At 58.6% G+C, this 20,499-nt stretch carries 19 protein-coding genes and 1 tRNA gene; 14 read left to right on the forward strand and 6 right to left on the reverse strand.

Translation table 11 applies throughout. The features are described from left to right. Window positions 1-33 precede the first annotated feature (33 nt). Window positions 34-582, reverse strand: a complete 549-nt coding sequence (locus tag E0L20_RS08245) for a DsbA family protein (RefSeq protein WP_131633539.1) — start codon at window positions 580-582, stop codon at window positions 34-36. A 152-nt stretch (window positions 583-734) separates the two neighbouring features. On the opposite strand from E0L20_RS08245, the gene gss reads away from it, so the two are divergent. After that, a complete protein-coding gene (gss, locus tag E0L20_RS08250; protein WP_131633540.1) occupies window positions 735-2,597 on the forward strand; it encodes a bifunctional glutathionylspermidine amidase/synthase in 1,863 nt (620 codons plus the stop codon). Between the two features lie 73 nt (window positions 2,598-2,670). On the opposite strand, the gene E0L20_RS08255 is transcribed toward gss, so the two are convergent. Beyond that, complete coding sequence (locus E0L20_RS08255) at window positions 2,671-3,834, reverse strand: polysialyltransferase family glycosyltransferase (RefSeq protein ID WP_131633541.1); 1,164 nt, start codon at window positions 3,832-3,834, stop codon at window positions 2,671-2,673. Between the two features lie 256 nt (window positions 3,835-4,090). Here E0L20_RS08255 and E0L20_RS08260 point away from each other — a divergent pair, with 256 nt between their 5' ends. Genes E0L20_RS08260 through E0L20_RS08275 form a run of 4 tightly spaced genes read left to right on the forward strand, consistent with a single transcriptional unit; the run spans window position 4,091 to window position 7,128 of the window. Then, window positions 4,091-4,642 (forward strand): peroxiredoxin, encoded by a 552-nt coding sequence (locus tag E0L20_RS08260; RefSeq protein WP_131633542.1) that lies wholly within the window; start codon window positions 4,091-4,093, stop codon window positions 4,640-4,642. A 20-nt stretch (window positions 4,643-4,662) separates the two neighbouring features. Continuing rightward, entirely contained in the window at window positions 4,663-5,895 is a 1,233-nt protein-coding gene (locus E0L20_RS08265) for a protein-disulfide reductase DsbD family protein (protein WP_131633543.1), read from the forward strand. A 20-nt stretch (window positions 5,896-5,915) separates the two neighbouring features. Beyond that, window positions 5,916-6,473, forward strand: coding sequence for an RNA polymerase sigma factor (locus E0L20_RS08270; RefSeq protein WP_131633544.1), 558 nt, complete (start codon window positions 5,916-5,918; stop codon window positions 6,471-6,473). Continuing rightward, window positions 6,460-7,128 carry an NrsF family protein gene (locus tag E0L20_RS08275; protein ID WP_131633545.1) on the forward strand — a complete coding sequence of 223 codons (669 nt, stop codon included), beginning with the start codon at window positions 6,460-6,462 and terminating at the stop codon, window positions 7,126-7,128. The genes E0L20_RS08270 and E0L20_RS08275 overlap by 14 nt, the downstream gene beginning before the upstream one ends. A gap of 4 nt (window positions 7,129-7,132) precedes the next feature. Here the strand turns inward: E0L20_RS08275 and E0L20_RS08280 are convergent. Together E0L20_RS08280 and E0L20_RS08285 are read right to left on the reverse strand one after the other, a co-directional pair. Further along, a tRNA-Phe gene (locus tag E0L20_RS08280) sits at window positions 7,133-7,208 on the reverse strand. Between the two features lie 95 nt (window positions 7,209-7,303). Continuing rightward, the gene (locus tag E0L20_RS08285) at window positions 7,304-8,017 is read right to left on the reverse strand and encodes a DUF554 domain-containing protein (RefSeq protein ID WP_131633546.1); all 714 of its coding nucleotides are present in this window, start codon (window positions 8,015-8,017) and stop codon (window positions 7,304-7,306) included. Window positions 8,018-8,198: 181 nt separating this feature from the next. Between E0L20_RS08285 and E0L20_RS08290 the strand changes: the two genes are divergently transcribed. Then, window positions 8,199-10,334, forward strand: coding sequence for an ornithine decarboxylase (locus E0L20_RS08290; protein ID WP_131633547.1), 2,136 nt, complete (start codon window positions 8,199-8,201; stop codon window positions 10,332-10,334). 115 nt (window positions 10,335-10,449) lie between these two features. Here the strand turns inward: E0L20_RS08290 and E0L20_RS08295 are convergent, their stop codons facing one another. Next, window positions 10,450-11,142: a response regulator gene (locus E0L20_RS08295; protein ID WP_131633548.1), complete on the reverse strand. Its 693-nt coding sequence runs from the start codon at window positions 11,140-11,142 to the stop codon at window positions 10,450-10,452. Beyond that, window positions 11,132-12,769 carry an ATP-binding protein gene (locus E0L20_RS08300; RefSeq protein ID WP_131633549.1) on the reverse strand — a complete coding sequence of 546 codons (1,638 nt, stop codon included), beginning with the start codon at window positions 12,767-12,769 and terminating at the stop codon, window positions 11,132-11,134. The genes E0L20_RS08295 and E0L20_RS08300 overlap by 11 nt, the downstream gene beginning before the upstream one ends. A gap of 345 nt (window positions 12,770-13,114) precedes the next feature. Between E0L20_RS08300 and E0L20_RS08305 the strand changes: the two genes are divergently transcribed. From E0L20_RS08305 to citG, 8 genes are read left to right on the forward strand one after another with little or no spacing between them, the layout of a single operon-like run. After that, complete coding sequence (locus E0L20_RS08305; RefSeq protein WP_023333366.1) at window positions 13,115-14,476, forward strand: 2-hydroxycarboxylate transporter family protein; 1,362 nt, start codon at window positions 13,115-13,117, stop codon at window positions 14,474-14,476. Between the two features lie 17 nt (window positions 14,477-14,493). After that, window positions 14,494-15,357 (forward strand): fumarylacetoacetate hydrolase family protein, encoded by an 864-nt coding sequence (locus tag E0L20_RS08310; protein ID WP_131633550.1) that lies wholly within the window; start codon window positions 14,494-14,496, stop codon window positions 15,355-15,357. Between the two features lie 10 nt (window positions 15,358-15,367). After that, a complete protein-coding gene (gene citC / locus E0L20_RS08315) occupies window positions 15,368-16,390 on the forward strand; it encodes a [citrate (pro-3S)-lyase] ligase (RefSeq protein WP_131633551.1) in 1,023 nt (340 codons plus the stop codon). 16 nt (window positions 16,391-16,406) lie between these two features. After that, complete coding sequence (gene citD, locus E0L20_RS08320; RefSeq protein WP_131633552.1) at window positions 16,407-16,700, forward strand: citrate lyase acyl carrier protein; 294 nt, start codon at window positions 16,407-16,409, stop codon at window positions 16,698-16,700. Next, on the forward strand, window positions 16,697-17,572 hold the full coding sequence (gene citE / locus E0L20_RS08325) for a citrate (pro-3S)-lyase subunit beta (protein WP_029740740.1): 876 nt from the start codon (window positions 16,697-16,699) through the stop codon (window positions 17,570-17,572). The genes citD and citE overlap by 4 nt, the downstream gene beginning before the upstream one ends. Before the next feature lie 10 nt (window positions 17,573-17,582). Next, a complete protein-coding gene (gene citF, locus E0L20_RS08330) occupies window positions 17,583-19,100 on the forward strand; it encodes a citrate lyase subunit alpha (RefSeq protein ID WP_131633553.1) in 1,518 nt (505 codons plus the stop codon). Between the two features lie 2 nt (window positions 19,101-19,102). Beyond that, window positions 19,103-19,642, forward strand: a complete 540-nt coding sequence (gene citX / locus E0L20_RS08335) for a citrate lyase holo-[acyl-carrier protein] synthase (protein ID WP_131633554.1) — start codon at window positions 19,103-19,105, stop codon at window positions 19,640-19,642. Further along, window positions 19,620-20,423 (forward strand): triphosphoribosyl-dephospho-CoA synthase CitG, encoded by an 804-nt coding sequence (citG, locus tag E0L20_RS08340; protein ID WP_131633555.1) that lies wholly within the window; start codon window positions 19,620-19,622, stop codon window positions 20,421-20,423. Before citX ends, citG begins: the two co-directional genes overlap by 23 nt. The last annotated feature ends 76 nt before the right edge of the window (window positions 20,424-20,499 follow it).

Consider the following 20,499-nt stretch of genomic DNA (forward strand, 5'->3'; position numbering starts at 1 on the left):
AAGCCGCCACCCGGCATGACCGACGGCACAACGCTATCCCAATACCCGCTTCGCCCACACCTCTACGTCATCGCCGCTGCCTAAATCCGCCTGCACCAGGCCGTTAACCATAAACGTCGGCGAGACGTGAATGCCGTTCTGGCGGGCGTATTTGCAGTGCCATTTGATCTCATTTTGCAGTTCCGGCCGGGCAAACGCGCCTGCAACCTGCACCCCGCTGTAGCCCTCGATTCGGGCGATAATCTCGTCCGGCGTGGCCTGCATATTCGGGCCGCTGCAGTGGTCGGTAAATTCAAATTCTTCGCGATGGTCGGCCACCGCCTGCATCACTTTACGCGCGGCGTCTTTGCCGTCCGGCAGCGTGGATGCCGCCAGAATGCAGCGTACAATCACTCCGGAAAACAGGTGCCACGGCTGAGATTGCAGGCGGATTTTGACCGTGACCCTGTCTTCCCCAACCTGTTCCAGAAACGCATTCAGCTTATTAAACGCCTTCACCGAGAAGGGGCAGGTTGGTTCCAGAAACACTTCAAAGGAACGCGGGCCGTGGCCCCATTCCAGCGCTTGCGCCTGTACGCTCATGTTGACTCCTGATGTTGTGAATTTTAGTTATTGTTGCGACGAATAATTTGCCACGCAGGTGTATGATAAATCCACCTCTGTCAGGTTAATTACAACGTGCAGACGACGACAACCCCTAAAAAATTGCCGCCTGCCTGTTTTAGGTTGGATACATGCGTAAAGGAAAGTTAAGCAGTGATGCGCCATTCGGGACGTTGTTAGGCTATGCGCCGGGTGGCGTGGCGATTTACTCTTCAAATTACGGCAGTCTGGACCCGCGCAGCTACCCGGAAGATGCGGATTTCCGCAGCTATATCGGCAACGAATACATGGGCCACAAGTGGCAGTGCGTTGAGTTCGCCCGCCGTTTCCTGTTCCTCAACTACGGCTTTGTCTTTACCGACGTCGGCATGGCGTGGGAGATCTTCTCCCTGCGCTTTTTGCGCGAGGTGGTGAACGACAACATCCTGCCGCTGCAGGCCTTCGCCAACGGTTCGAAACGCGCGCCGCGCGCCGGGGCGCTGCTGATCTGGCAAAAGGGCGGCGAGTTTCATGAGACCGGCCACGTGGCGGTGATCACCCAGCTGCTGGACGATAAGGTGCGAATTGCGGAGCAGAACGTGATTCACTCCCCGCTGCCGCTCGGGCAGCAGTGGACGCGCGAGCTGCGTCTGAGCGTGGAGAACGGGTGTTATACGATCCATGACACCTTCAACGACACGGAGATCCTCGGCTGGATGATCCAGACCGACGACGCGGAACACAGCATTCCCCAGCCGGAAATCGACGGCGAACTGCTGAAAATCAGCGGCGCGCGGCTGAAAAACACGCGTCAGTTCGACGGCAAATGGCTTAATGAAGATGACGCCCTGCAGCAGGCGTACGTTCGGGCGAACGGCCACGCGATCAATAAAGATCCCTGCCAGTATTTCACCATCACCGAAAGCGCCGAGCAGGAGCTGATCAAAGCGACGAATGAGCTGCACCTGATGTACCTGCACGCGACCGACAAGGTGCTGAAAGACGACAGCCTGCTGGCGCTCTTCGACATCCCGAAAATCCTCTGGCCGCGCCTGCGCCTCTCGTGGCAGTGGCGTCGTCACCATATGATCACCGGTCGTATGGACTTCTGCATGGACGAGCGCGGCATCAAGGTGTACGAGTACAACGCCGACTCCGCGTCCTGCCACACCGAGGGCGGGCTAATCCTTGAAGAGTGGGTGAAAAACGGCTATCGCGGCGCGGGCCACAACCCGGCGGAAGGGCTGCTGGAAGAGCTGACCGGCGCATGGAAGCACAGCCACGCGCGGCCGTTCGTTCACATCATGCAGGATAACGACGTAGAAGAGGACTACCACGCGCTCTTTATACAGCGTTCGCTGATGCAGGCCGGGTTTGACACCAAAATTCTGCACGGACTGGAGGTGCTAAGCTGGGATGCCGCCGGGCAACTCATCGACGATGAAGGCCGCCCCGTCAACTGCGTGTGGAAAACCTGGGCATGGGAAACGGCGATCGAGCAGATCCGCGAGGTCAGCGAAACCGAGTACGCCGCCGTGCCGATCCGCACCGGGCATCCCGAGGGCGAGGTGCGCCTGATTGACGTCCTGCTGCGCCCGGAGGTGCTGGTCTTCGAGCCGCTGTGGACGGTGATCCCCGGCAATAAGGCGATCCTGCCGGTGCTGTGGCAGCTGTTCCCGAACCACCGCTACCTGCTCGACACCGATTTTGAGGTTAACGATCTGCTGAAGCAGACCGGATACGCCGTCAAGCCGATTGCCGGACGCTGCGGCAGCAATATCGATCTGATTAGCGCCCAGGACGAACTGCTGGATAAATCCAGCGGCAAGTTTGTCGATCGCAAAAACATCTACCAGCAGCTGTGGTGCCTGCCGAAGGTTGACGGGAAGTACATTCAGGTTTGTACCTTTACCGTTGGGGGGAACTACGGCGGAACCTGCCTGCGCGGGGATGACTCGCTGGTGGTGAAGAAAGAGAGCGATATTGAGCCGCTGATTGTGCTTAAAGATAAATGACGTCCACCCCGATGCACCCACATCCGCAAGCGATCCTTGCGGATGTTTTTACATTGACGGGATACTTAAATCTCTATAAGCCAGCATGGTCTTCAAGATAAATAATATTATCTGTATCGAAGCAGCCGTATAATTTAATGAGCTCGATATTCATTCTGTTGACATCGTTACCCGCATGTCCGTTCATAATGACAAACTTCACGTTTTTATTTTTCATGCTGAAAAAGGAAGAGCTGAAGCAGCCCGCGATGTTTTTAGGCAGTAAACCTTGCGCGTGCAGGTATTCTAAGGGGATATTGTCCGGGAGTTCGGTAATATTTTCCCCTAAGGCACTGCGGAGCGCATGATTACGTTCACCATTTACGGGATGGCCCTTATAAATGATATGCTTCTCGTCGGGCAGGGCGCCTGATGATTTAAGCTCTGCGATCTTTTTCAGCATCGCGCGATGATGCTCCTCTCTTTTTTGCACATCAATATAATATGTGGATAAAAAGAGAACGGCCTCGTTGTTTTTTGCCGTTTCTGATAGCTGCGCTCTCAGCCCTTCAGGGATGGCTAACAGGCGATCCCATATTTTTACCGTTGATAGCAAGGCTGGGTGGGCATCATCGTAATTCAGCGGTACCGTTGCGCGCTGAAGCTTATCAAAGAATCGGTTACCTGATTGACTCTCACGGGGCGACTGGAGAAGGTAATATTTCGCATCAAGGAAATAATGCCAGACATAATTATCGACCACGTTCCATTCCCAGGCATCCAGGGGTTTATTTGAGGTTAAGAGATGATGAAGCACTTCCGCTCGCTCATGCATCATCTTACTCAATACTTTTCCGTCGAAGCGACGCATTTCGGCCCGCTGGAGAAGGGTTCCTGTACCATCGTCATACAGGTGAAGCTGCAGCGTGTCCTGCGGAATAAACGGCAGGATCTGTTTCAATAACGGCAGCAAAATATCCTGCGCACGAAAGATATTCGTATGTATTTCAACCTTAAAACCCGGCCTGTTAAGGATGAACCTGGCAACGCTATTCAGCTTTTGTGACAGGTTTTCATTCACTTTATATGCGTATACGGTTCTGCCATTTTGTATTTCATCGATATTAATTTTGAGTCTTTCGAGGATCAGGATGCTATACACGTTTTCATCATCAATCGACTGAACATAATTGATGAGCTGCTGCGTCAAAGGAAGTGATGCCGGTTCAATATAGATTTTTAACGTTTTAATACTCATGGACAAACCCGTGCCAGAAAGCCAATTTTATCCTAATGCAATTGATGTGCCATATATTTTTATCAATTCTATTAGTCACTTATCCGCCAGGAGGCGAAAGGGGAGGAAGCATTTTTTCCGCCGCTGGAAGATAAGCGTCAATCTCCTATGACGCAGGCTTCGCCCCCGCAGATTTTTTTCTCCCTGAGCGAAACCTTCGGGGCTTAGCGTGCGAACTATTATTCATACAGCACCTTTTTCCCTGATGGAGCCGACCATGAAACGTTTAAAAACCCTGTCCGCCGCCGCCGTACTCACGCTTTCACTCTTCACCCTGAGCGCCAATGCCGCCCTTGAGGCGGGCGCGAGCGCCCCTGACTTTAGCCTGCAGGGCGCTCTGGGGGGAAAACCGCTGACCTTCTCCCTCAAGCAGGCGCTGCAAAAAGGCCCGGTGGTCCTCTATTTCTTCCCGGCTGCATTTACCAAAGGCTGTACCCTTGAGGCACACGCCTTCGCCGAAGCAACCGACGACTTTAAAAAACTGGGGGCGACCGTTGTGGGCGTCACCGCCGGGAATGTGGATCAGGTGGATGAATTCTCGAAGCTGGAGTGTCGGGATAAATTTGCCGTGGCGGCCGATCCCGGCGCGAAAGTGGCTTCCGAGTATCAGACCCTGATGCAGATGAACGGCAAAACGGTTTCTGACCGGACGTCGTTCGTTATCGCGCCGGACGGTAAAATCCTGCTGAGCTATACCGACCGCAACCCTGACGAACACATCCAGAAAACCATGGATGCAGTGAAAAAATACGCGAATTCGCACTCGTAACTTAGCTGCCGGAGTTCGCTATGCTAACAGCCATGCTGGCCGCCTTTGTGGGCGGCATTATTCTTAACTTTATGCCCTGCGTGTTCCCGGTGATCTCCCTCAAGGCGCTGGGCATTCTGCGCCATCAGGGTGACACCAAAAGCGCGCGCACCGAAGGGCTTGGTTTTCTGCTGGGCGTGATTTTTACCATGCTGGTCCTGGCGGGCGTGCTGCTGGCGCTGCGAGCGGGAGGAACGGCCGTCGGCTGGGGGTTCCAGCTCCAGTCTCCGCTGGTGATTGCTGCCCTGGCGCTGATTATCCTCGGCGCGGCGCTGAACCTGCTTGGCGTGTTTGAAGTGGGATTGTCGCTGCAGCGGGCGGGAGAGATCTCGGTTGGCCGCGGGGCCTTTACCCGCTCGGCGTTAACCGGGGCGCTGGCGATAGTGGTAGCAACACCCTGCTCGGCGCCCTTCATGGCGGGAGCCGTAGGGTATGCGCTGGTGCAGCCACCGGTGGTGTCGCTGGGCATTTTTCTCGCGCTGGCGCTAGGGTTTGCCGCGCCCTTTACCCTGATCTCACTGTTCCCGGCGATAGCCGAACGCCTGCCGCGACCCGGCGCCTGGATGGATGTTCTCAAGCGCGGGCTGGCTTTTCCGATGCTGGGGGCATTCGCCTGGCTGGTGTGGGTATTGACGCAGCAGGCAGGTACGACGGCGCTGGCGGTTATGCTGGCCTGCGCCGTGGTGGTGGCTTTTGCGGCGTGGCTGTACGGCATCGCCCAGCGTAGGCGCTACATCGGGCAGTCATACAAAGCGCTGCTGGCGGTGACGGTGGTACTGTTTGTGGCGGCAGTGGGCCCTCTGCCGGGAATGCTGCACACTCAGCCGTCGCAGCCGGACGCGCCGGGTGCGGAAAACATCACGCGGGTGACATGGTCGCCGCAGACGGTTGAGGAGATGCGCGGGCACGGTAAAGCCATCTTTGTCGATTTTACCGCGTCGTGGTGCATTACCTGTCAGGTCAACGAGCGGACGTCACTTTCAACAGCGGCGGTAAAGCAGGCGCTTGCCAGAACGGGCACCGTCTATATGGTGGCGGATTCAACCAAATTTAACGCCGATATCGATGACGCGATGAGCACGTTCGGGCAGGGCGGTTTGCCGCTGTATGTGGTCTACCCGGCGGATGGCGGCGCGCCGAAAGTATTGCCGCAGGTACTGACCCCCGCGATTGTGGTTGACGCGCTTAATCAGGCATCCGGTAAAAAAGCATGAGGTAACGCGCATGGCGGAATATGGATAGCGGCTTAGCGCCGCGCGAAGCATGGCCCGCACTGATGGCAAGCGCGCAGGCGGGCGATCGCGATGCCTATACGCATCTGTTGCGGGCCATCGTTCCGGCGATCCGGGGCATTGTCCGCAAACAGATTGCCGATCGCGTGCTGGTGGATGACGTCATCCAGGATGTTCTGCTGACGGTTCATCGGATACGGCATACCTACGATCCTGCCTGTCCTTTTCTGCCGTGGCTGATGGCGATTACGCAGGCCCGGACCATTGACGCATTGCGCAAGCGTGGCCGCCATCGGCTGCGTGAGGCGAATGACGAGGATCTGCCTGACTCAGCCTCAGAGAGCATGTCGGACCCGGATGAGCGAGGGGAGGAACTGGTGCTGATATTAGACCAGCTTCCCGTGCGCCAGCGTCAGATTGTGGAGCATATCCACCTGCAGGAGATGAGCCTCGCCGAGGCCGCCGCGCGCAATAATCTAAGCGTGGCAGCGGTGAAGTCGTTACTGCACAGAGCAATCACTAACCTTCGCCGGATGGGAGCAAAACATGGCCGATCATGATGTGTTAATTTCGCAGCTCAGTCAGGATGCCGGGCCGGTACGCCGCCTGTGGCCGAACAGCCTGCGCGTGGCCGCCTGGCTGCTGACGGCGCTGCCCTGCGGCTGGTTAAGCAGCCTGGTGTTTTACAGAGCCGTGACGGACTGGACGCAATCCGGCGCGCTGCTGGCGGCGCTGCAGCTTTTGGTCGCGTTTATCACCGGCACGCTGGCCATTCGCAATGCTTTTTTATTAAGCATTGCCGGGCGCAGGCCGCTGGGCTGGAAATGGTTTATACCGTTAATTGCGCTTTGGCTGTGCTGCGCGATGCTCAGCCTCGGGCGCTCGCCCCTGCAGGCGCATCACCCTGATGAAGTGAACTGCTATCTGTATATGATGGCGGTGAGCGCGCCAATGATGGCGATTGTGATTGGCTACTTGCGCCGGACGCGGGCGCTTTATCCGCTGCGCACGCTGGCCGTAGCCGGCGCTGGCGTGGCGTGTATGGCGCTGACGCTGCTGTCGTTTTGCCATCCGGTGGAAGTGCATCCGCTGGACTTTTTGCTGCACGTAGCGGCGGCGGGAACAATTGTTGTGGCGACGATGGTAATGGGATGGCGGTGGGTGAGGGTAGGGGAGCAGAAAAGCAAAAACCCGCCTTGTGGGCGGGTTCTTTAAATAGTGGTGCCCGGACTCGGAATCGAACCAAGGACACGGGGATTTTCAATCCCCTGCTCTACCGACTGAGCTATCCGGGCAACGGGGCGCATTAAACCCGATTCACCCTTCGCCGTCAACGAAATTTATTGATTTCGCTACAGACTGCACACTCTCTCACCAGTTCGCCGTAATCTTAGGCAAAAAAGTGCGTCCAGAGCGCGGACAGCGGCATGGCGAGCAGCAGGGCGGGCAGCATGTTGACCACTGCAAACATCTTAATCCCGCAGATGCGCAGCCCCGTAGCCAGCAGCAGCAGGCCGCCAACGGCGGTGAAGTCCGCCATCATTGCTGGCGTGGTCAGCGGCAGGATCAGCGTGGCGCAGGTAGCAAGCGCCAGCTGGATCAGCAGCATCGGCACGCAAATCGCCGCAACGGCGATGCCGAGCGTGGTGGCGAAAATGGTGGCGGTAAAGAAATCGAGAAACGCCTTAGCAATCAATATGCTGGGATCGCCGGTCATCCCTTCCTGCATTGAACCGAAAATCCCCGTGCCGCTGGCGCAAAACAGAATAATGATGGCGACATAGTTCTGAATAAACGTCTCATGCGTGCCGTGTTTCGCCTTGCCGGGGCGGGCAATCAGGTTTTTGGCTCTACCTACCGCGTTATTGATGCCTTTTTCCAGGTAGCAGAACTCGCCGATCAGCGCGCCGAGCAGGGTCGCCAGCACCATCACCGGCAGGTTGGCGCATTTAATCACTAAAAGTATGCCGATGCCCAACGATGCCAGCCCAAATATCGACGGCATCGAGGAGCGAATACGCTCCGGCAGCCGCTGGCTTAGAAGCGCGCCCAGAACGCCGCCCAGTAAAACGGCTCCGGCGTTAATAAAGGGTCCGATAACCACGGTTAACTCCTGTTACTTAATCATTGGTATTGCATGATTATGACACGTCAACGCTGCATCTGGCTTAGCTTTGCAAGGCTTAGTGCATACTGATTCTCTGTTGCACCTAAAAATAAAAGGTGACATTATTGCGCGAATTTTCTCCTCCCTGTCTCACCGCCCGGTGAGGGTAACTGCGCCTATGAAAACCATGAAAATTGCCGTCAGCCGCGAGCTGGTCTCCGCTGTCTCTACGCACCGCGAAAAGGTAACGCTGGACAGCACCGATTTTACCGACGTGGCGGCAGTCGTCATTACGGTGGCGGAAAGCCGCAGCGGCATTCTTGCGCTGCTGAAACGCACGGGCTTTCAGCTGCCGGTGTTTATGTTCTCGCAGGAGCCGACGGAGGTTCCTGAAGGCGTCACCGCCACCCTCGCCGGTAAAGCGCAAGAGTTCCTGGAACTGGAATCTGCCGCCTGCCGTTACGAAGAGAACCTGCTGCCGCCCTTTTTTGACACCCTGAGCCAGTACGTAGCGATGGGGAACAGCACCTTTGCCTGTCCGGGCCACCAGCACGGCGCGTTTTTCAGGAAGCATCCGGCGGGGCGGCAGTTCTATGAGTTCTTCGGTGAGAACGTCTTTCGCGCCGATATGTGCAACGCGGACGTGAAGCTGGGCGATCTGCTTATCCACGAAGGTTCCGCCAAGCACGCGCAAAAGTTCGCGGCGAAAGTCTTTAATGCCGATAAAACCTACTTCGTGCTGAACGGCACCTCAGCCGCGAATAAGGTTGTCACCAACGCGCTGCTGACCCGCGGTGACCTGGTGCTGTTTGACCGCAATAACCACAAATCTAACCATCACGGCGCGCTGATTCAGGCAGGGGCTACGCCGGTCTACCTTGAGGCGGCGCGAAACCCGTTCGGCTTTATCGGCGGGATCGATGAGCACTGCTTCGACGATGCGTACCTGCGCAATCTGATCCGTGACGTGGCGCCAGAGAAGGCCAACGAGGCCCGCCCGTTCCGCCTGGCGATCATTCAGCTGGGCACCTACGACGGCACGATCTATAACGCGCGTCAGGTGATCGACAAGATCGGCCACCTCTGCGACTACATCCTGTTTGACTCCGCCTGGGTGGGCTACGAGCAGTTTATTCCAATGATGGCGGAAACGTCCCCGCTGTTGCTGGAGCTGAACGAGAACGATCCTGGGATTTTCGTGACCCAGTCGGTGCATAAGCAGCAGGCCGGGTTCTCGCAAACCTCGCAGATCCATAAAAAGGATAACCACCTTCGCGGTCAGGCGCGCTTCTGCCCGCACAAGCGGCTGAATAATGCCTTTATGCTGCACGCGTCCACCAGCCCGTTTTATCCGCTGTTTGCGGCGCTGGACGTAAACGCCAAAATTCACGAAGGCGAAAGCGGACGCAGGCTGTGGGCGGAGTGCGTCGAGCTGGGCATTGAGGCGCGCAAGGCCATCATTGCCAACTGCCATATGATTAAACCCTTTATCCCACCGACGGTGGCGGGGCGTCCGTGGCAGGATCATGCGACGCACACCATTGCCAGCGAGCGTCGCTTCTTCAGCTTCGAGCCGGGGGCAAAATGGCACGGTTTTGAGGGCTATGCCCGCGAGCAGTATTTTGTCGACCCGTGCAAGCTGCTGCTGACCACGCCGGGTATCGATGCCGAAACCGGTGAGTATACGGACTTCGGTATCCCGGCGACGATTCTGGCGCACTACCTGCGTGAGAACGGCATCGTGCCGGAGAAGTGCGATCTCAACTCAATCCTGTTCCTGCTGACCCCTGCCGAAAGCAGCGAGAAGCTGGCGCAGCTGGTTGCGATGCTGGGTCAGTTTGAGCAGCATATTGAAGACGACACCCCGCTGGCCGACGTGCTGCCGACCATTTTCCAGAAATATCCCGTGCGCTACCGTGATTACACGATCCGCCAGCTGTGCCAGGAGATGCACGATCTCTACGTCAGCTTTAACGTCAAGGATCTGCAGAAGGCGATGTTCCGTCAGGAGAGCCTGCCAGCGGTGGTGATGAACCCGCAGGATGCCAACCGGGAGTATATTCGCGGCGAGGTGGAGCTGGTTCGCATACGGGATGCCGCAGGGCGCATTGCCGCGGAGGGCGCCCTGCCGTATCCCCCTGGCGTGCTGTGCGTGGTGCCGGGTGAAGTCTGGGGCGGGGCGGTGCAGCGTTACTTCCTGGCGCTTGAGGAGGGCATTAACCTGCTGCCGGGCTTCTCGCCGGAGCTGCAGGGCGTATACAGCGAGAAGGATGCGGACGGGATTAAGCGGCTGTATGGGTACGTGTTGAGGTAGTGTGGGCCGTTGGCCTCACCCCTCACCCTAACCCTCTCCCCAAAGGGGAGAGGGGATTGCACGGAGCCGTCTTTTCACCCTCGCCCCTTTGGGGAGAGGGCCGGGGTGAGGGGAGTTATGCCGCACTACGTTTGTACATCCTCCTCGGATGCCCAATTTTCCCGTACAGCATCTCCACGCTGAGAAACCCCGCCTCGACGCAGTGTTCCAGATAGCGCCGGGTGGTGGTTTTACTCAAACCCGTCTCGCTCACCACTTCGTCCACCGAAAAACAGTGCGTCGCCTTGTCGTTAAATAGCGTTTGTACCCGCGCCAGCGTATTTTCCTCAATGCCTTTGCTGCCGTTATCCTGGCGGTAATTTTTCGCCTGCAGCAGATAAAGGGAATCCACGTTCTGCTGGTCGACAATCTTCCAGACGCGCTGCTGCTCGGCGAACTGCACAAAGCGCTCCAGCGACTGGCTGAGCCTTTTCCATGACACCGGTTTGAGGATGTAGTCAAACGCCCCGTTGCGGATCGCCTGGCTGCAGGTGTCCATATCGCTGGCGGCGGTAATGAAAATCACCGAGCAGTTGGCGCGGGCCAGCATTGGGTTGCTGATAAGCGTGATGCCCTTGCCGTCCGGCAGGTAGTTATCCAGCAGCATCAGCTGCGGCTGCTTGCTCTCAAGCTGTGCCTGCGCGTCCGCCAGCGACGTGGCAATCCCCACCAGCCTCAGACGCGGATGTTTACTGATTAACTCCGCGTGCAGCTGCGCCAGTTCGTTCTCGTCTTCAACAATCAGTACGTCGATAAGTTCATGTTGCATAATCAGTATCTTCCATTTCCTGTGCAGGACGTCGGGCGGCATCCGTAGCGGGAATAAAGAGAGAGAAAATAGCCCCGCGCGGGGTGTTATCGGCAACTTCTATTGTGCCGCCCGCCTGCGTGACATAGCTTTCGATCAGATACAGGCCAATGCCATGATCGCCGCGCGTTTTGGTGGTGATGCCGCGTTCAAATATCCGATCGCGGATCGCCGGTTTAATGCCGACGCCCTGGTCGGCCACTTCCACGATCAGCTCCCGCTCGCTCAGCTTAATCAGTACGTCGACCGGGGCATGCGGCAGCGGCGAGCGCTGCGTCGCCTCAATGGCGTTATCCAGCAGGTTCCCGATAATCGAGATAAGTTCCGATTCAAGCAGCGGCAGGAAAGGCTTGTCCATTCGACAGGCCGGATCGAAGCTCAGCTCCACGCCCTTCTCGCGGGCGCGGGCGGCTTTGCCCAGCAGCAGGCCGCACAGCGTCGGAGAACTAAAGCGCGACGAGATAAAGTCCAGCAGCTCCTGCGCATGCTCTGACTGCGCCTGAATATAGCCAATGGCCTCCTCGTAGCGCCCCATATGCAGCAGGCCTGAAAGGGTGGTCATCCGGTTGAGCTGCTCGTGGCGCATGATGCGCAGGTTATCAACGTAGCGCTTAACCTGGCTGAGCTGGGCGCTGAGCGAGTCGATCTCGTTGCGATCGCGGAAAGTGATCACCCATCCCTGGAGCGAATCTTCCAGCATGATCCGCACCCGGCTGGCTATTACGGTGAGGTCGTTAAAGCGGCAGATCTCATCGTGGGTATCTTTCACCAGCATGGTCTGGGGAGTGAAGAACGGCACCGGATCGATCACCTGGCTTATCAGCTGCCCCCGAAGTTCGCGAGCAGGCTGGCTTAATCCCAATAATTTACGCGCCGCCTGATTGATCACCTCAATGCGCAGATCGTCGTCGATGGCGATCACCCCTTCGTAGATGGACTCCATCATCGCTTTCTGCTGGCGCACCAGCAGGCCGATCTCGCGCGGTTCCAGAGAGAAGATCTGCTTTTTAATACTGCGGGTGAAGAACCAGGAGAAGATAAACAGGGCGATCAGCAGCAGCACGGCCGCAATCAGGATGTTGACCACTTTGCTAACGGTGATGGTGTCCAGGTAGCTCGTGAGATAGCCCACCGAGACAATCCCCACCACCTGCCCGGCATCGTTAAAAATGGGCGCTTTGCTGCGCAGCGAAATGCCTAAGCCGCCCTTGCGGATCGTGGTGGTGCTTTTCCCGTGCAGGACCTCTTCGTTATCTCCCCCGACAAGCGTCTTTCCCACCCGGTCGGCAAAGACGGAGTGAAAAAGATGAAGGCCTTTATTGTCGCCAATCACAATAAAGCTGGCGTCGCTGTGGGCGGCTAATTTCTGCATAAAGTCATGGATGCCCTGGATATCCTTTTGTTCGACCTCTTTTCGCAGGGAAGGAATAAGGGCGATTTCCTCAGCCTGTATTTTTGCGCGTGCGCTCATTTCCTGATAAAGCTGCCTGCCGACGTCGACATAATAATATCCGCCCAGCAGCGCAAACAGCACTGAGAAAAAGGCGACCAGTGAAATAAACAGCTTGATCTGAAACGACACTTTCATAACTATCACGTCTGGTATCAACAGGTCGGCTCAATATATCATCTTTTAACAAAGGGATGCCCGCTTTGCCGAAAACTTGTGATCCCTTGCACAGCATGCCCTGTAAAAGATTTATCTGAAAGAGCTTGCGCCTTAAGGCTAAATTAATAAATGTTATTTGTATGTTCAATTAAGAAAAAAAACCATAAAAACCACGGCAATAAATAAGCTATAAATCACGTTAAATAAAAGAAACCATTAAAACCATAGCTGCCATTAAAACTTCGCTTTTAATATGCCATTCCTCACATAAAGTAAGCCTTTGTGACTCTAAGCTGAACGCACAAAATAACTAAGGGGCTTATTATGAGCACAACTGACGATTCTTTCTCTGTTACCCACGACCCGATTGAAATTCAGCGACCTTCGCTCAAAGAGCGCTGGTGGCATATTATGGATACCTGGAAAATCGGGATTATTCCTCTGCCGCTGTTCGTGCTGGCGGGCGCGCTAATTGCCATTGACTGCCTGGGCGGAAAGCTGCCGAGCGATATCGTGGTGATGGTAGCAACGCTGGCCTTCTTCGGCTTTGCCTGCGGCGAGTTTGGCAAACGCCTGCCAATTGTCGGCAAGCTCGGCGCGGCGGCGATTTGCGCCACTTTTATCCCTTCCGCGCTGGTCTACTATGGCCTGCTGCCGGACGTGGTGGTCGAGTCCACCACCAAGTTCTACAAATCCACCAACATTCTCTATCTCTACATCTGCTGCATTATCGTTGGCAGCATCATGAGCATGAACCGCACCGTGCTGATTCAGGGCTTCCTGCGCATCTTCTTCCCGATGCTGTGCGGCGAAATCGTCGGCATGCTGGTGGGGATGGGCGTGGGCCTGGCGCTGGGCCTTGAGCCGTTCCAGATCTTCTTCTTTATCATTCTTCCGATTATGGCGGGCGGCGTCGGGGAAGGGGCGATCCCGCTTTCCATCGGCTATGCCACCCTGCTGCACATGGACCAGGGCGTGGCGCTCGGCCGCGTGCTGCCGATGGTCATGCTCGGCGGCCTGACGGCAATCATCATCTCCGGCTGCCTGAACCAGCTCGGTAAACGCTACCCGCACCTGACCGGTGAAGGCCAGCTGATGCCGAACCGCGCGAATGCCGATGCCACCGTCTCTCAGCCCGCGTTTTCCGGCAAAGCGGACGTCACCACCATCGCCTCCGGCGCGCTGCTGGCGGTGCTGCTCTACATGCTGGGCATGCTCGGCCACAAGCTGATTGGCCTTCCTGCTCCGGTCGGCATGCTGTTTATGGCGGTGCTGGTGAAGCTCTGCAACGGCGCCTCTCCGCGCCTGCTGGAAGGCTCGCAGGTGGTGTACAAATTCTTCCAGACCTCCGTGACCTACCCGATTCTGTTTGCCGTCGGCGTGGCCATCACCCCGTGGCATGAGCTGGTCGCAGCGTTCACCGTCAGCAACCTGCTGGTGATCGTCAGCACCGTTTCCGCGCTGGTGGCGACCGGTTTCTTCGTCGGCAAAAAGATTGGCATGCACCCGATTGATGTCGCCATCGTTTCCTGCTGCCAGAGCGGCCAGGGCGGTACCGGCGACGTGGCGATCCTGACCGCAGGCAACCGTATGAGCCTGATGCCGTTCGCCCAGATTGCTACCCGAATCGGCGGGGCGATTAACGTCTCTATCTCACTGCTGATTCTGGGCAACTTCCTCGTCTAAGTTTTCAGGAAATAACAATGAAACTCGCAAGCTTTTTATACCAGGGAAAACGCAGCTACGGCATCGTCCAGGCCGAGGGCGTGATTGATTTAGGCCGCCGTCTGGGCGACCGCTACGGCGACCTCAAGGCGCTGCTGCAGGGCAACGGGCTGGCGCAGGCCACCCGCTTTCTGAACGATGCGGTAGACGTGCCGCTAAGCGCCATCACCTTCTTACCGGTGATTGTGCAGCCGGAAAAAATCCTCTGCGTGGGCATGAACTACGCCGACAAGCGCAAGGAGTTTGACCAGCACAACCCGGCCCCGACGCTGTTTGTCCGCTTCCCGGATTCACAGACCGGCCACAACGAGCCGGTGCTGAAGCCGCGCCACTCCAGCGAATTCGATTACGAAGGCGAGCTGGCGGTGATCATCGGCAAAGGCGGTGAGAACATCAGCCGCGACGACGCCCTGCGCCACGTGGCGGGCTACAGCTGCTACATGGACGGCTCCGCCCGCGACTGGCAGCACACCTGGTTCACCGCCGGTAAAAACTGGCGTCAGACCGGCGCGTTTGGCCCGTGGATGGCGACGGCGGACGAGATCCCGGATCCGCATCAGCTGGCTATCCGCACCTGGCTGAACGGCCGCATGGTGCAGGAAGACAACACCAGCAGCATGATCCACAAGGTTGCGGAGCTGATCGAGTACATCAGCACCTTCACCCGCTTAAGCCCTGGCGACGTGATCATCACCGGATCTCCGGGCGGCGTGGGTAAAAAGCGCAACCCGCCGCTGTTTATGAAGGAGGGCGATCGCATTGAGGTGGAGATCGAGCATATCGGTCACCTGAGCAACGTGATTATGGAAGCGCCGGCCGTCGGGCTTGCGGCAGCACACTGAGGAAGGCGGCATGCACTCGCAACCCATCGATTTTCGCCACACCGTCGTGGCGAAACATCCTGAACGCTTAAGCCAGATCCGCTACCTGCTGGCAGACAGCGGCCTTGGCCTGGACAACGACATCACGCTGTTTGTCGAAGCCTGGTCCGGCGCGCAGCTGGTGGGTTGCGCAGGGCTTGCTGCCAACGTCATCAAGTGCGTGGCGGTCGACGAGCAGCTTCGCGGCGAGAACCTCAGCGCGCGGCTGTTGGCAGAGGTGGAAAATGCGGCGCTGGCGCACGGCCATTTTCACCTCTTCCTCTGCACCCGTCCGTGCAACCGGGAGCGCTTTGCCCGCAGCGGCTTCTGGCCGATTGCCCAAAGCGGGAACAACGCGGTGCTGATGGAGAACACCCCGCAGGGGATCGAACGCTACTGCCGTTCCCTGCGCGCGAAGCGCAAGTGCGGGGAGAACATTGGCGCGATAGTGATGAACGCCAATCCGTTCACCCTCGGCCACCGCCATCTGGTGGAGCAGGCGGCGACGCGGTGCGATGCCCTGCACCTGTTCGTGGTGCGTGAAGACGCCTCGTTCTTCCCGTTCAGCGCGCGCCTCGAGATGGTGCGCGCGGGCGTGGCGCATCTGCCGAACGTGGTGGTGCATGAAGGTTCGCAGTACATCATCTCCCGCGCCACCTTCCCGGCCTACTTCCTGAAGGAGACCGGCAGGGTGCAGCAGGCGTGGAGCGAGATTGACGTGCTGATCTTCCGCGACTTCATCGCCCCGGCGCTCGGCATCACGCACCGCTTCATCGGCTCGGAGCCGTTTTGCGATATCACCCGCCAGTACAACCAGACGCTGCACGACCTGCTGGCCACGCATATTGAAGTGGTGGAGATGCCGCGCATCAAGGCCACCGGCAACGCCATTTCGGCCTCGGAAGTGCGCCGTTTACTCAAGACACAGCAGTTTTCCCGGATCCGGGAGATTGTCCCGGACTCCACCTTCGCGCACCTCGAAGCACACTATCGTGCGAGTGCGGAAGTCGCATAACTATCAGGAATTTATCATGAATATTGTAAGGGAGGCGCTGGCCGGAACGCAGGAGTCCAGCGACCTGATGGTGAAAATCGCTCCCGCTCACTGCGAGCTGGAGATAGTCATCCACAGTGAAGTGATTAAGCAGTTTGGCGAGCAGATCCGCCAGGTGGTCAACGACACGTTGCGCGCCATGAACGTGCACCAGGGATTAATCATTATTGAAGACAAAGGGGCGCTGGACTGTGTTATCCGCGCCCGCCTGCAAAGCGCGCTGATGCGTGCCGCCGATGAACAGGCCATCAGCTGGGGGGCGCTGAAATGAGCAAACTCCGCCGCAGCATGCTGTTCCTGCCGGGCGCCAACGCCGCCATGCTCTCAACCGCCTTTATCTACCGTCCCGACTCCATCATGTTTGACCTTGAGGACGCCGTCGCCCTGCGCGAGAAGGATACCGCGCGCATGCTGGTGTTCCACGCGCTGCAGCACCCGATGTATCAGGATATCGAAACCGTGGTGCGCATTAACCCGCTCAGCACGCCGTTTGGCCTGCTGGATCTGGAAGCCGCCGTGCGGGCCGGCGTGGACGTGATCCGCCTGCCGAAAACCGACACGCCGGACGATATCTACGAGCTGGAAGGCCACCTCGAGCGTATCGAACGCGAGTGCGGCCGCGAGGTCGGCTCCACCCGCGTGATGGCGGCGATTGAGTCGGCCATTGGCGTTATCAACGCCGTGGCGATTGCCCGTAGCTCCCCGCGCCTCATCGGCATCGCGCTGGCCGCCTTTGACTACGTGATGGACATGCAGACCGAGCGCGGCGACGGCACCGAGCTGTTCTACGCCCGCTGCGCCGTGCTGCACGCCGCCCGCGCGGCGGGCATCGACGCCTTCGACGTGGTGTGGTCAGACGTTAACGACGAGGCCGGGTTCCTGCGCGAGGTCGATCTGATCCGCAAGATGGGCTTCAACGGCAAATCGCTGATTAACCCGCGCCAGATTGACCTGCTGCACAACGCCTACGCCCCGACGCAGGAAGAGGTGGATCACGCCAGAAGGGTGATTGAGGCGGCAGAAGAGGGCGAGCGTAACGGCCTCGGCGTGGTGTCGCTCAACGGCAAAATGGTGGATGCACCGATTATTAACCACGCGCAGGTGGTGCTGGAGCGCGCGGCGGCCTCCGGCGTGCGTCGGTAAGGATGAGATGATGAATCAGACAGAACTTCTTCACGTGAATTTTCCCCATCTGCGGGACTTAAAACCCTTTGATACCGCCCACAGCGCGACGCCGTGGCTGGCGGACACCGACGCGAAGCACAGCCGCAAGCTCTGCGCCTCTGTTGAAGAGGCCGTTAAGCGCTGCGGCCTGCAGGACGGGATGACCATCTCCTTCCACCATGCGTTTCGCGAAGGCGACAGGGTGATCAACACCGTCGTGGCGCTGCTGGCGCGGATGGGCTTCAAAAACCTGACGCTGGCCTCCAGCTCGCTGATGACCTGCAACGACGCGCTGATCGAGCATATTGAAAGCGGCGTCATCACCCGGATTTACACCTCGGGCATGCGCGGCAGGCTGGCGGACGCCATCTCCCACGGGCTGATGGACGAGCCGGTGCAAATTCACTCCCACGGCGGGCGCGTGAAGCTGCTCCAGGACGGCGAGCTGAATATTGACGTGGCGTTTCTCGGCGTGCCGTGCAGCGATGAGTTTGGCAACGCCAACGGGACGCACGGCAAATCGTGCTGCGGCTCGCTCGGCTACGCGATGGTGGATGCGCACTTTGCCCGCAAGGTGGTGCTACTGACCGAAGCCCTGGTGCCGTTCCCCAATATGCCCGCCAGCCTGGTGCAGGACCAGGTGGACTACATCGTGCAGGTTGAAAGCGTGGGCGACCCGGCGAAAATCAGCGTCGGCGCGGCGCGCGTCACCAGCAACCCGCGCGAGCTGATGATTGCCCGCTATGCGGCGGACGTCATTGAACACTCCGGCTACTTCAAACCGGGCTTCTCGATGCAGACCGGCTCCGGCGCGGCGGCGACCGCCTGCACGCGCTTTATGGAGGAGAAAATGGAGCGCAGCGGCGTGAAGGCGCGCTTTGCGCTCGGCGGCATCACCGGCAGCCTGGTGGATCTGCACGAGAAGGGGCTCATCGAAAAGCTGCTCGACACCCAGTGCTTTGACGGCCAGGCGGCGGCCTCGCTGGCACGCAACCCGAACCACGTGGAGATCTCCACCAACGTTTACGCCAACCCCGGCAGCAAGGCGGCAAGCTGCGACCAGCTCGACGTGGTGATCCTTAGCGCCCTGGAAATCGACGTCGATTTCAACGTCAACGTGATCACTGGCTCCGACGGGGTGATGCGCGGCGCGTCCGGCGGGCACTGCGACGTGGCCGCCGCGGCGAACCTGACCATTGTAGTCGCGCCGCTGCTGCGCAGCCGTATTCCGACGGTCGTGAAGCGCGTCACCACACGCCTCACGCCGGGCGAAAGCATCGACGTGCTGGTCACCGACCACGGCATTGCGGTCAACCCGGCCCGCCCGGAGATCCGCGAGCGGCTGCTGGAAGCCGGGCTCAACGTTGTGGATATCAGCGCGCTTTACGAGCGGGCGATTTCCCTGACGGGCGTACCGAAACCGATTGAATTTACAGACAAAATCGTCGGGGTGATCCGCTACCGCGACGGCAGCGTGATCGACACCGTACGGCAGGTAAAGGAGTAGTTATGACAACAGCGACACCCGTGCGGGCGGGTGTCAGCCTGGACGAACTGCTGGCGGCGAAAGATCGCCGCGCGGCGCGCCAGGCTGACATGCTTGAGCACTATCAACAACCGGTGATTTCCCTCACGCTGGTCACGCCAGGGGAAATCAAAGACAGCCTGCGCTATCGCAATACCATGGGCGTGACGCTGCAAATGTGCGACCAGCTGCTGTGGGAGAATCGCTGGCAGGTGCTGGACCGCCAGGTGCTGTGGCTCCCTACCGGGCCAGAAGCCCTGTGGTGCGTGGCCCATCCGGCGACGGAAATCAAAGCGCACTGTACGGATCTGGAGCAGACGCACCCGCTCGGCAGGCTGTGGGATCTGGACGTGATCTGCCCTCAGTACGGCCACGTCGGGCGTCAGTCGCTGGGGGCGAATCTCAGACGCTGCCTGATCTGCGACGAGCCCGCTCACGCCTGTTCCCGTTCGCGAAAGCATCCTGTTGAGGCGGTAGTTTCCCGCGTGGAGAAGACGATCGATGACTGGTTTGCTCGCGACTAAGCCGCGCCCGGTTGACGTGCCCGCGCTTGCCGAAGCGGCGCTGTGGCAGGAGCTGGAGCTGACGCCCAAGCCGGGGCTGGTGGACAAGCTCAATAACGGTTCCCATCGCGATATGGACCACGCGCTGTTCGTGCGCAGCATTACGGCGATTGCGCCGTGGTTTTCGCGCTTTGCCGAGCTGGGTGACGCGCATGCGGATAAGCCCGCTGACGCACAGCTTCGGATTATCCGCCCGATGGGGATGGCCTGCGAGCAGGCGATGTACGCCGCGACGAACGGCGTGAACACGCACAAAGGCGGGGTTTTTGCCCTGGGTTTACTGTGCTTCGCCGCCGGACGTGTGAAAAGTATCTCCGCTGACAGCCTCTGCTGTGAGGTGAGTAACATCTGCTGCGGGCTGGTGTCGCGTGAGCTGTCCGGGCGCAGCGGGCAGGCGACGGCAGGCGAGCGGCAGTTTCAGCAGTACGGCCTAACCGGCGCGCGCGGCGAGGCGGAAAGCGGCTTTGCGACGGCGCGCAGGGCGCTGGCGCAGTGGAACGGACAGTCGCTTCACGGCCTGCTGCTGCGCCTGATGGCGGTCAATCAGGACAGTAATCTCGTGTCGCGCGGCGGCATTGAAGGGTTGCGCTACGTTCAGGGCTACGCGCGGGAATTACTGGCTAACGGCTGGGATCGCGAGGCGCTGCTTAAGATGGATAAGGCATTGATTGAACGGAACCTGAGCCCGGGCGGCAGTGCGGATTTGCTGTCGGTGGGGTGGGTGCTGTCTGCAATAAAATAGCCGGGTGGCGGCTTCGCCTTACCCGGCCTACGGTCTGGTTTTGTAGGCCCGGTAAGCGCAGCGCCACCGGGCACAA

Origin of the sequence: Enterobacter wuhouensis, assembly GCF_004331265.1 — a bacterium.
Taxonomy (GTDB): Bacteria; Pseudomonadota; Gammaproteobacteria; order Enterobacterales; family Enterobacteriaceae; genus Enterobacter; species Enterobacter wuhouensis.

Bases quoted from the DNA above. Each gene is read 5' to 3' on its own strand.
- E0L20_RS08270 (WP_131633544.1), top strand. From the start codon at position 5,916: ATGGATAGCGGCTTAGCGCCGCGCGAAGCATGGCCCGCACTGATGGCA.
- E0L20_RS08245 (WP_131633539.1), bottom strand. From the start codon at position 582: ATGAGCGTACAGGCGCAAGCGCTGGAATGGGGCCACGGCCCGCGTTCC.
- citF (WP_131633553.1), top strand. From the start codon at position 17,583: ATGAATCAGACAGAACTTCTTCACGTGAATTTTCCCCATCTGCGGGAC.
- gss (WP_131633540.1), top strand. From the start codon at position 735: ATGCGTAAAGGAAAGTTAAGCAGTGATGCGCCATTCGGGACGTTGTTA.
- citG (WP_131633555.1), top strand. From the start codon at position 19,620: ATGACTGGTTTGCTCGCGACTAAGCCGCGCCCGGTTGACGTGCCCGCG.
- E0L20_RS08300 (WP_131633549.1), bottom strand. From the start codon at position 12,769: ATGAAAGTGTCGTTTCAGATCAAGCTGTTTATTTCACTGGTCGCCTTT.
- E0L20_RS08255 (WP_131633541.1), bottom strand. From the start codon at position 3,834: ATGAGTATTAAAACGTTAAAAATCTATATTGAACCGGCATCACTTCCT.
- citX (WP_131633554.1), top strand. From the start codon at position 19,103: ATGACAACAGCGACACCCGTGCGGGCGGGTGTCAGCCTGGACGAACTG.
- E0L20_RS08295 (WP_131633548.1), bottom strand. From the start codon at position 11,142: ATGCAACATGAACTTATCGACGTACTGATTGTTGAAGACGAGAACGAA.
- E0L20_RS08305 (WP_023333366.1), top strand. From the start codon at position 13,115: ATGAGCACAACTGACGATTCTTTCTCTGTTACCCACGACCCGATTGAA.
- citE (WP_029740740.1), top strand. From the start codon at position 16,697: ATGAGCAAACTCCGCCGCAGCATGCTGTTCCTGCCGGGCGCCAACGCC.
- E0L20_RS08260 (WP_131633542.1), top strand. From the start codon at position 4,091: ATGAAACGTTTAAAAACCCTGTCCGCCGCCGCCGTACTCACGCTTTCA.
- citC (WP_131633551.1), top strand. From the start codon at position 15,368: ATGCACTCGCAACCCATCGATTTTCGCCACACCGTCGTGGCGAAACAT.
- E0L20_RS08265 (WP_131633543.1), top strand. From the start codon at position 4,663: ATGCTAACAGCCATGCTGGCCGCCTTTGTGGGCGGCATTATTCTTAAC.
- E0L20_RS08275 (WP_131633545.1), top strand. From the start codon at position 6,460: ATGGCCGATCATGATGTGTTAATTTCGCAGCTCAGTCAGGATGCCGGG.
- E0L20_RS08310 (WP_131633550.1), top strand. From the start codon at position 14,494: ATGAAACTCGCAAGCTTTTTATACCAGGGAAAACGCAGCTACGGCATC.
- citD (WP_131633552.1), top strand. From the start codon at position 16,407: ATGAATATTGTAAGGGAGGCGCTGGCCGGAACGCAGGAGTCCAGCGAC.
- E0L20_RS08290 (WP_131633547.1), top strand. From the start codon at position 8,199: ATGAAAACCATGAAAATTGCCGTCAGCCGCGAGCTGGTCTCCGCTGTC.